The sequence below is a fragment of the Mycobacterium sp. NGS50 genome (genome assembly GCF_059812545.1).
Map to the genome: position 1 here is coordinate 57,213 of NZ_JCALCW010000033.1, position 9,208 is coordinate 66,420.

At 67.1% G+C, this 9,208-nt stretch carries 8 protein-coding genes; 7 read left to right on the forward strand and 1 reads right to left on the reverse strand.

Annotated elements, in window-relative coordinates:
- Positions 1 to 85: 85 nt before the first annotated feature.
- Entirely contained in the window at positions 86 to 1,354 is a 1,269-nt protein-coding gene (locus AC5Y36_RS20645) for a PucR family transcriptional regulator (RefSeq protein WP_500042823.1), read from the reverse strand.
- A gap of 212 nt (positions 1,355 to 1,566) precedes the next feature.
- Here AC5Y36_RS20645 and AC5Y36_RS20650 point away from each other — a divergent pair, with 212 nt between their 5' ends.
- The 7 genes from AC5Y36_RS20650 to AC5Y36_RS20680 all read left to right on the forward strand — a co-directional run bounded on the left by AC5Y36_RS20650 (position 1,567) and on the right by AC5Y36_RS20680 (position 9,196).
- Positions 1,567 to 1,701 (forward strand): hypothetical protein, encoded by a 135-nt coding sequence (locus AC5Y36_RS20650; protein WP_500042824.1) that lies wholly within the window; start codon positions 1,567 to 1,569, stop codon positions 1,699 to 1,701.
- Between the two features lie 10 nt (positions 1,702 to 1,711).
- Complete coding sequence (locus tag AC5Y36_RS20655; RefSeq protein ID WP_500042825.1) at positions 1,712 to 2,944, forward strand: cytochrome P450; 1,233 nt, start codon at positions 1,712 to 1,714, stop codon at positions 2,942 to 2,944.
- Positions 2,941 to 3,936, forward strand: coding sequence for a PDR/VanB family oxidoreductase (locus AC5Y36_RS20660; RefSeq protein WP_500042826.1), 996 nt, complete (start codon positions 2,941 to 2,943; stop codon positions 3,934 to 3,936). Before AC5Y36_RS20655 ends, AC5Y36_RS20660 begins: the two co-directional genes overlap by 4 nt.
- Positions 3,933 to 4,985 carry a Rieske 2Fe-2S domain-containing protein gene (locus AC5Y36_RS20665; RefSeq protein ID WP_500042827.1) on the forward strand — a complete coding sequence of 351 codons (1,053 nt, stop codon included), beginning with the start codon at positions 3,933 to 3,935 and terminating at the stop codon, positions 4,983 to 4,985. The genes AC5Y36_RS20660 and AC5Y36_RS20665 overlap by 4 nt, the downstream gene beginning before the upstream one ends.
- A gap of 70 nt (positions 4,986 to 5,055) precedes the next feature.
- Positions 5,056 to 5,895: a lysophospholipid acyltransferase family protein gene (locus tag AC5Y36_RS20670; RefSeq protein WP_500042828.1), complete on the forward strand. Its 840-nt coding sequence runs from the start codon at positions 5,056 to 5,058 to the stop codon at positions 5,893 to 5,895.
- 4 nt (positions 5,896 to 5,899) lie between these two features.
- On the forward strand, positions 5,900 to 7,453 hold the full coding sequence (locus AC5Y36_RS20675) for a succinic semialdehyde dehydrogenase (RefSeq protein WP_500042829.1): 1,554 nt from the start codon (positions 5,900 to 5,902) through the stop codon (positions 7,451 to 7,453).
- A gap of 21 nt (positions 7,454 to 7,474) precedes the next feature.
- Positions 7,475 to 9,196 (forward strand): GMC oxidoreductase, encoded by a 1,722-nt coding sequence (locus tag AC5Y36_RS20680; protein WP_500042830.1) that lies wholly within the window; start codon positions 7,475 to 7,477, stop codon positions 9,194 to 9,196.
- The last annotated feature ends 12 nt before the right edge of the window (positions 9,197 to 9,208 follow it).

The following is a 9,208-nucleotide window of genomic DNA, read 5'->3' on the forward strand; positions in this document are numbered from 1 at the left end:
CCGACGCCCATGCACAGGCTGCCGAGCCGGAATCTCACGACGCGACACGCGGCAACAGCGTCGGGGAATTCCGCCTCGGCGGCGATCAGGACTGCAGCACCGCGGAGCCGAACCATTCGCACAGCAGCAACGCGATTTCGACGTCGAGGCGGTCGTCGGCGATGGGCCGGCCGCGGCGTTCCACCGCACGCTGCACCCGGTATTTCACCGAGTTGTAGTGCAGGTGCAGTTCCTCGGCGGCGGCCGTGTAGCTCGAGCCCGTCCGCAGGAATACCCGCAGTGTTTCGCGCAGCCGGTCGTCACCATCGGATTCCGACGCCAGCGGACCGAGAACCTCGCCGACCAACGCCGCCGCCGCTCCGACGTTGTGCCCGACCAGTGCCGCCGCTGCCAGGCCGGTGTCGCTGGCAGCGGTCACCCGGCGCGGGGTAGTACCCGGCGCGGTCGCCACGGTACGGGCATCCTGCGCCTGCTGATGTGATCGGCGGAACCCGTCAACGCCCGGCGACGCGTTGCCGACCGCGACCCACGGGCCATCGGTGACCTTCTCGACGAAGGCCCGAAGCCGGGGCATCGCCTTGGGCACGATGCTCGACGACAGCGGTATCCACCCCCAGCCGGTCACCCGGTCCACCGCGATGAACAGCGGACTGTCGCGAGCACCCAGCGTTTCGCCGAGTTTGTACACAAAGCGTTCCATCGACGCCGGCTCGTTACCCTCATAGGATTCGCGGCACCACACCACGACAGCCAGGTGGATGCGGCTCAGCGGGTAGCGAAGCGCGGTCGTCATTGCGTCGACGTCGACGTCTGTGCCGTCGAGCAGTTCCTGAACCTGCAAGGCGCGCAGGTTGTTTCGACTCGCCGACCACCGGTCGCGCTCGTCCTGGTAGGTGGCGACGACCTGCTGCGAGATCTGGTCGATGTAGTCGAACGAGATCCCCTCCATGAGGTCATAGACGGCCAGGCTCAGCTGCGGGTCCAGCTGCTCAGCACGAATCTCGTCGACCACGGCCCGCAGAGCCGCCCGGTGCCCCAGCCGATAGGCACGAACCAACGCGTTCACCGAGACCTCACGCTGCGCCAGACGCCGGGCGTACTCCAGCGCGGGCGTCGGCGGCTCGACCCGCTGCACCGGGATGTTGTGCAGAATCGCCGAGAAGAACGTTTCGACGTTCGACGACACGGTGTCGCTGAGCAGCTGAACCAGCTGGGCATCGCCGTCCAGTTCGGAGATTTCGTCGACCACCAGCTGCTGGATCACCTGGGTGATCTCACCCAGGTGATCGTGCAGGCGCCGGACCACGGTGGCCGCGGCCTCGGCTGCGGCCTCGTCCCCCCGGGCGTCGGTCATGCCCAAACCGTAGTCCGCCGCAGCTGTCGACGTGGCCCGATTCGCCGGGAGCGTTGTCGTCGGGGAACGAGGACCCTCCGATAGTTCGTCGGTTGACAACGTCGTTTCGCCTGCTCGCTCTCCGTAGCGTTTCACCTGAACGCGGCACCCAATCGTCCCGGCGTTCCACCAATTCCACAGTCCACCCGGCATTCGCACAGAAACGAGAAACCATGTTCGCCATCATCGGAATCCTGGCCTTGGTCCTTTCCCCGGTGCTGATCCCGTTGACCATCGAGGCCGTTCACGCCGCCGGCAACTGGCGGCGATCCCGTGCGCTGTACGGCCAGAACCCGGCGATTGACTAAGGAGCCGATCATGACCGACCTCACCAACCTCGACAACGTCGATCTGGCCGACCCCGCGGTGTGGGATGACGGCCCGCCGTGGGAACTGTTCGCCCGGATGCAGCGCGAGGCCCCGGCGCACTTCAGCCCGCAGCGCAACGCCCCCGACGAAGGCGGCTTCTGGTCGATCACCCGCTACGACGACGTGCGCGCCATCAGCCGTGACCACAAAACGTTCTCCTCCGAACGGCGCGGCATCTTCCTGCTCGACGACATCGGGGTGCCGCTGGCCGTGCAGCAGTCGCAGATGATTTCGATCGATCCGCCGCGCCACGACCGGCTCAAGGCGCTCGCCATCAAGGCGTTCACCCCACAACGGGTCGCCGAGCACGCCGATCACATCACCCAGATCATCAACCAGGTGTTCGACCGGGTCGCCGACAAGGAGCACTTCGATCTGGTCGCCGACGTCGCACGGGCGGTCCCGGCGCGGGTGGCCGGTTCGCTGCTGGGCACCCCGGCCGAAGACGACGAGAAACTGGTGCACTGGACGAACGTGTTCACCGCGTTCGAAGACCCCGCCATCCGGGAAGAGTGGTCCGACACCGAGGCGGTGCTTCAAGAGATCATCGGCTACGTCATGGCGCAGATCGACGAGCGCCGCGGATCGCCCCGCGACGATCTGATCACCGCGTTGATGAACGCCGAAGTCGACGGCGAGCGACTCAACGAAATCGAGCTCGGCACCTTCTTCATTCTGCTGATGTCGGCGGCCAACGACTCCACCCGCGCGACCTACAGCGCCACCATGCTGCATCTACTGGGCGACCCGGACCTGCGGGCGCAACTCGTCGAGCGACCGGAGCTGGTTCCGGCCGCCGTGGAAGAGGGGCTGCGCAGCTACCCCGCGTTCTCCTTCATGGGCCGCGCCGCGACCCAGGACGTCGAACTGCACGGCAAGACGATCAAGGAGAACGACCGGCTGCTGCTCTGGTACCTGGCGTCCAACCGCGACGAGACGGCGTTCCCGAACCCGCACACCTTCGACATCAACCGGGACGGACTCGCCGACAAGCACCAGGCCTTCGGCGGGCGGGGACGGCACTTCTGTTTGGGCGCCAATCTGGCCCGCCTGGAGCTGAAGCTGTGGATCCAGCAGACGCTGCAACGCTTCCCCGACCTGCAACTGGACGGCGACCCCACCCGGGTGCGGGCGCTGTTCCTCAACCAGTACAAGTCGATCCCGGTGCGGAGAACGTCATGACCACCCTTGCCGAGCGCAGCCGCGCCGCCTACCGCGAGGTCGAGGTCGACGTCGAGGTTCGGCGCCGAACGGCGGCTGCCGACGGCGTCGTCATCCTGACACTGGCCCATCCCGATGGTGCCGACCTGCCGGAGTGGGCGCCGGGCGCGCACATCGACCTGATCATGGGACCCTCGCTGGTGCGCCAGTACTCGCTGTGCGGCGACACCGCCACCCGCTCCGAGTGGCAGGTCGGTGTGCTGCTGGATCCGCAGAGCCGAGGCGGATCCCAGTACGTCCACGACAAGCTGCACGAGGGCACTTCGGTGCGGGTCCGCGGGCCCCGCAACCACTTTCCGCTGGTGGGTTCGCCGCGGTATCTGTTCATCGCCGGCGGGATCGGCGTCACCCCGATGCTGCCGATGATCGCCGCGGCCCAGGCGACCGGCGCCGACTGGCAGCTGTTGTACGGGGGCAAGGCGCGGTCGTCGATGGCCTTCGTCGACGAGTTGGCGCGCCACGGTGACCGGGTCCAGATCTGCAGCCGCGACGCCCACGACGGTGACTTCCGCGGCAGCCTGGCATCGGCCCTATCCGACGCCCGGGAGAACACGCTGGTGTACTGCTGCGGGCCCGAAGGGCTGCTGAGCGCCGTCGAGGACGCGTGCCGCAGCTGGCCCGAGGGCAGTCTGCACGTCGAACGCTTCTCCGCCAAAACACTTGACGAGCCAGCAGCGGACGCGCTGGCCTCCTTCGAAGTGGAATGCCAGCGGTCCGGAACGACGCTGAGCGTGCCGGCGGACAAGTCGATCTACCAGGTTGCCGAGGAAGCCGGTCTCGATGTGCTCGGCTCGTGCATGGAGGGTGTCTGCGGCACCTGCGAATGCGACGTCCTCGACGGCGAACCCGACCATCGTGACTCGGTGCTCAACGACGCCGAGAAGGCCAGGAACGACACCATCATGATCTGCGTTTCGCGCTCCCGGTCGGAAAGGCTGGTGCTGGACTTATGACAACCAACTACCCCTTCAACTGCTGGTATGTGGCCGCGCTCAGCGATGAGGTCGGTCCGGGCCTGCTGGCCCGCCGCCTGCTGGGGATCCCGGTGGTGCTCTACCGCCGTGGCTGCGGCGCGGTGGTGGCGATGGAGGACCGCTGTATCCACCGGGCCTACCCATTGTCGGCCGGCCGCCGCGAGGGCGACCGGGTTGTGTGCGGCTATCACGGCTTCGGCTACGACCCGGACGGCTGCCTGGCCGAGGTGCCGTCGCAGGACAACGTGCCAACCGGGGCCCGGGTACGCGCCTACCCTATCCACGAGCAGGCACCGTTCATCTGGATCTGGCTGGGCGAACCCGGCCTGGCATCGCTGCGCCCGCCGCCACGGGTGCCGTGGTACGCCGACGGAGCCGGATGGTCGGGAACCGTTGAGGCGCTGCGGATCAACGCCAACTATCTGTTGCTGCACGAGCACTACCTCGACCTCACCGATGTGTTCGTCATGCACCCGGAAGCCGTACCGCCGGACATCGAGGTGCTGCCGCCGCTGGAGGAGGTGGAATTCTCCGAACGCAGCGTCTCCTACTCCCGCACCACACCGCCTAGCCGGCTGGCGGCCTGGGAAGCGGAGGTCACCGGCCTGCCCGTCACCACCACCGGCACCCGCCGTGAAGAGGGGACGTTTGTCTCACCGGCGTTGCATGTCCAGCATTACGCGATCGAGCCGGGCGGCGAGCATGCCTATGACCTGCTGCGGATTCAGGGCTTCACGCCCGAATCCCCGGAAGCGACACACGTTTTCCTGCACATGGCCCGCAACTACGGCACCGCCGACGACCGGGTAGCCGAGTTTCTGCGCGTCATGTTCCACGAATGGGCCGAACGCGACGCCGCGGTACTGGAGACGATTCAGGGCCGGCTCAGCGAAGACACCATGCCGCGGCGCGACATCAACGTCAAGGCGGACCGCGCCGCGGTCCGCGCCCGCCGCATCGCCATGGAGATGGTCGATGAGGAATCCGGCCGGTTCGCGCTGAACCGCATCCTGACCGCATCCGGATAACGACGACAGCAGCGGTCACCACCCACGCGGCAGCGCGCCGCGTCGAAGACTCACGCATCAAGGAGAAGAAATGGCAGCTCAGCCCATAGCCGAGATCCCTTCCAGCACGACGCTGTTACCGGTACCCAACGAGGGCTTCATGCGTTACCTGCAGAATCCGATCTGGAACTTCTTGTGTGATCACTACTTTCGGGTGGAGATCGACGGATGGGACCGGATCCCCGCCGAGCCCTCACTGTTGATCGGCATCCATTCCGGGGGTGCCCTCACGATGGACGCGTGGACCTTGGTGCACTCCTGGTACCGCCGGTTCGAGGGCCAGCGGATTCTGCATGGGACCGCCCACGACGTGTTGATGGCCGCGCCGGTGCTCGGCGACTACTTCCGGGCGGTGGGCGTCATACCGGCCTCCCGCAGCGGGGTCACCGATGCGCTGGCCGCCGGTCACGATGTGATCGTCTGGCCGGGCGGCGAGCAGGACGCGATGCGCAATTGGCGCAACCGGGACAAGGCGGTGCTCGCCGGGCGCAAGGGGTTTGTCCGCCAGGCGATTCGGTCGGGAGTACCGATCGTGCCGGTGGCCACCGTCGGGGGGCACGACACCGTATTCGTGTTGTCCGAAGGACGGTTCATCGCCCGCTGGACCGGATTGGGCAAGCGGTTACGCGGCGCGACGGCGCCGATCATCGCCGGGTTCCCGTTCCCGCTGGCCGTGGAGATCCTGCCGGTGCATCTACCACTGCCCGCCAAGATCCGCACCGAGTTCCTGTCGCCCATCCAGGTCGAGTCCGATCCGTCCTACGCCGACGACGACGAGTACGTCGACGCGATCTACGACCAGGTCGAGGGTGCCATCCAGTCGGCGATGGATCGGCTGGCCAAACGACGCAGCTTCCCGATCTTCGGATAACGCCGTGACCGCACTGCGAACAGATCTGTTGCTGGACTCACTGGCTGCCCGGGTCTGGTCCCGCGACCTGGCGTCGCGCCACGACGTGAACAACGCGATGACCGGGCAGCCGCTGGGGGCGGTGCCCCGCTGCGACGCCGACGATGTCGTCGCGGCGGCCCGGCGGGCCCGCGCCGTGCAGCCGGGCTGGGCCGCGTTGCCGGTCGCCGAACGTGCCGAAGTATTGTTGCGCTTCCACGATCTGGTGCTGGCCCGGCAACACGAAGTGCTGGACCTCATCCAACTGGAGAACGGAAAGGCCCGCCGGCACGCGTTCGAAGAAGTCATCGACGTGTGCCTGACGGCCCGCTACTACGCGCACACCGCCGCCGACTATCTGCGTCCCAAGCGCCGCCAGGGTGTGCAATTGGCGCTCACCCGGGTGACCGAGCTGCATCATCCCAAGGGTCTGGTCGGCATCATCTCGCCGTGGAACTACCCCTTGACGTTGGGCATCAGCGATGCGCTTCCCGCCCTGGCCGCCGGTAATGCCGTGCTGACCAAACCCGATAGCCAAACCCCGTTTTCGGCGCTGTGGGCGGTGACGCTGCTGGAAGAGGCCGGGATGCCGCCGGGCCTGGTGCAGGTCGTCACCGGTTCGGGCGCACAGCTGGGTCCGGTGATCGTCGAGCAGTCCGACTTTTTGATGTTCACCGGCTCGACCGCAGTCGGCCGCGGCGTCGCGGCGCTGGCCGGTGAGCGGCTGATCGACTGCTCGATGGAGCTCGGCGGCAAGAACGCCTTGCTGGTCCTTGACGACGCCCATGTCGGCAAGGCCGTCACCGGCGCGCTGCGGGCAGCGTTCTCCAACACCGGCCAGCTGTGCATCTCGGTGGAGCGCATCTATGTGCCGTCCGCGTTGTGGGACGACTTCGTGCCTCGATTCGTCGAGGCTGCCACGTCGATGAAACTTTCTGCCGCCCTGGATTATTCGGCGGACATGGGCTCGCTGATCTCCGAGAAGCAGCTCAACACGGTCAGCCAGCATGTCGAGGATGCGGTCGCCAAAGGCGCCACGGTGCTGGCCGGTGGTCGGGACCGGCCAGACATCGGCCCCTACTTCTACGAGCCCACCATCTTGACCGATGTCCGCCCAGGGATGACGGCGTTCGCCGACGAGACGTTCGGGCCGGTGGTCTCGCTCTACCGCGTCGACAGCGAAGACGAAGCGATCGCCAAGGCCAACGCCAGCGCCTACGGCCTGAACTTCAGTGTCTGGACATCCGACGCCAAGCGCGGCCGCCAGGTCGCCGCGCGTCTGCAGGCCGGAACCGTCAATGTCAACGAGGCCTACGCCGCCGCCTGGGCTTCGGTCGACGCGCCGATGGGCGGCATGAAGGCGTCCGGTCTGGGCCGGCGGCATGGCGAACACGGGATCCTGAAATACACCGAGTCGCAGACGATTGCGGCCGAACGACTACTGCCGGTGGGTGCGCCGCCCTGGCTCGACGCCGGTCGGTACGCACGAATCATGACGCGCGGCCTGCGCGCCCTACGCCATGTGCCCGGCGTCAAGTAGCCCCGAGTAAGGAGGATCGCAGTGCCCAATCAATTCGACTATGACGTCGTGGTGATCGGATCGGGTTTCGGTGGCAGCGTGACCGCGTTGCGGCTGACCGAGAAGGGCTATCGGGTCGGCGTGCTGGAAGCCGGTCGGCGGTTCACCGACGACCAGTTCGCGAAGACCAGCTGGAACCTGCGCAGCTTCGTGTGGGCACCGAAACTGGGGTGCTTCGGCATTCAACGCATCCATCTGCTGCGGGATTGCGTGATCCTGGCCGGCGCCGGGGTCGGTGGCGGGTCGCTGAACTACGCCAACACCTTGTACAAGCCCCCGGCTCCGTTCTTCAACGACCCACAGTGGAAGCAGATCACGGACTGGGAAGACGAGCTGACGCCGTACTACGAGCAGGGCGAGCGCATGCTCGGTGTGGTCCGCAATCCGCACATGACCCCGGCCGATGAGATCGTCAAGTCGGTCGCCGAGGACATGGGGGTGGGTGACACGTTCATCCAGACGCCGGTCGGGGTGTTCTTCGGCGAGCCCGGCAAGACCGTCGCCGACCCGTTCTTCGGCGGTGCCGGGCCCGAGCGCACCGGCTGCGTGGAGTGCGGCGGTTGCATGACCGGATGCCGGTACGGCGCCAAGAACACGTTGGTGAAGAACTATCTCGGCCTGGCCGAAAGGGCCGGTGCCACCGTGCATCCGCTGACCACGGTCACCGCGCTGCGGGAAGGCCCGGACGGCAGCTGGAACGTCGACACGGTTCGCAGCGGGGCGATGCTGCGTAAGAAACGGCGCACCTTCACCGCGCGCTATGTGGTGCTGGCCGCCGGCACCTGGGGCACCCAGAATCTGCTGCACAAGATGAAGGACACCGGCACACTGCCCCGGCTGTCCACCCGCCTCGGTGTGCTGACCCGGACCAACTCCGAGTCCATCCTGGGGGCGATGAAGTACAAGGTCGACCCGGGACTCGACCTCACCCGGGGGGTGGCCATCACCTCGTCGTTCCACCCCACCAGCGATACGCACATCGAACCGGTGCGCTATGCCAAGGGTTCCAACCTGATGGGCATGCTGCAAACCCTGATGACCGACGGCGGCGGCCGCTGGCCGCGCTGGCTGAAGTTCCTCGCGGTGGCTGCCAAGAGCCCGGTGGCGCTGCTGCGGGTGCTGACGGTGCGCAACTGGAGCGAGCGCACCATCATCGCGCTGGTGATGCAGCACCTCGACAACTCCATCACCACGTTCACCAAGCGCGGGCTGCGCGGACGACACCTGTCGAGCAACCAGGGCCACGGCCAACCCAACCCGACCTGGATCCCGGCCGGCAACGAAGCCACCCGCCGCATCGCCGGCAAGATCGGCGGCGTCACCGCCGGAACCTGGGGCGAGCTGTTCAACATTCCGCTCACCGCCCATTTCCTCGGCGGCTGCGCCATCGGCGCCGACGCCGAGCACGGCGTGATCGACCCCTACCACCGGGTGTACGGCTACCCCACGCTCAGCGTCGTCGACGGTTCGGCGGTTTCAGCGAACCTGGGTGTCAATCCCTCGCTGACGATCACCGCGCAGGCCGAACGGGCCGCGGCGATGTGGCCGAACAAGGGCGAGCAGGATCAGCGGCCCGAACAGGGGCGCGGCTACCGCCGCATCCAACCGACCGCCCCGAACAACCCGGTGGTGCCGGCACGCGCGCCGGGCGCACTGCGACTCCCGCTTGTCGAGATCCGTCCTCAGGGAACCGGAACCGCCTGATCCTCGCCGAGA

Coding starts and splice junctions, on each gene's coding strand:
- AC5Y36_RS20645 (WP_500042823.1), bottom strand. CDS start 1,354: ATGACCGACGCCCGGGGGGACGAGGCCGCAGCCGAGGCCGCGGCCACC.
- AC5Y36_RS20650 (WP_500042824.1), top strand. CDS start 1,567: ATGTTCGCCATCATCGGAATCCTGGCCTTGGTCCTTTCCCCGGTGCTG.
- AC5Y36_RS20655 (WP_500042825.1), top strand. CDS start 1,712: ATGACCGACCTCACCAACCTCGACAACGTCGATCTGGCCGACCCCGCG.
- AC5Y36_RS20660 (WP_500042826.1), top strand. CDS start 2,941: ATGACCACCCTTGCCGAGCGCAGCCGCGCCGCCTACCGCGAGGTCGAG.
- AC5Y36_RS20665 (WP_500042827.1), top strand. CDS start 3,933: ATGACAACCAACTACCCCTTCAACTGCTGGTATGTGGCCGCGCTCAGC.
- AC5Y36_RS20670 (WP_500042828.1), top strand. CDS start 5,056: ATGGCAGCTCAGCCCATAGCCGAGATCCCTTCCAGCACGACGCTGTTA.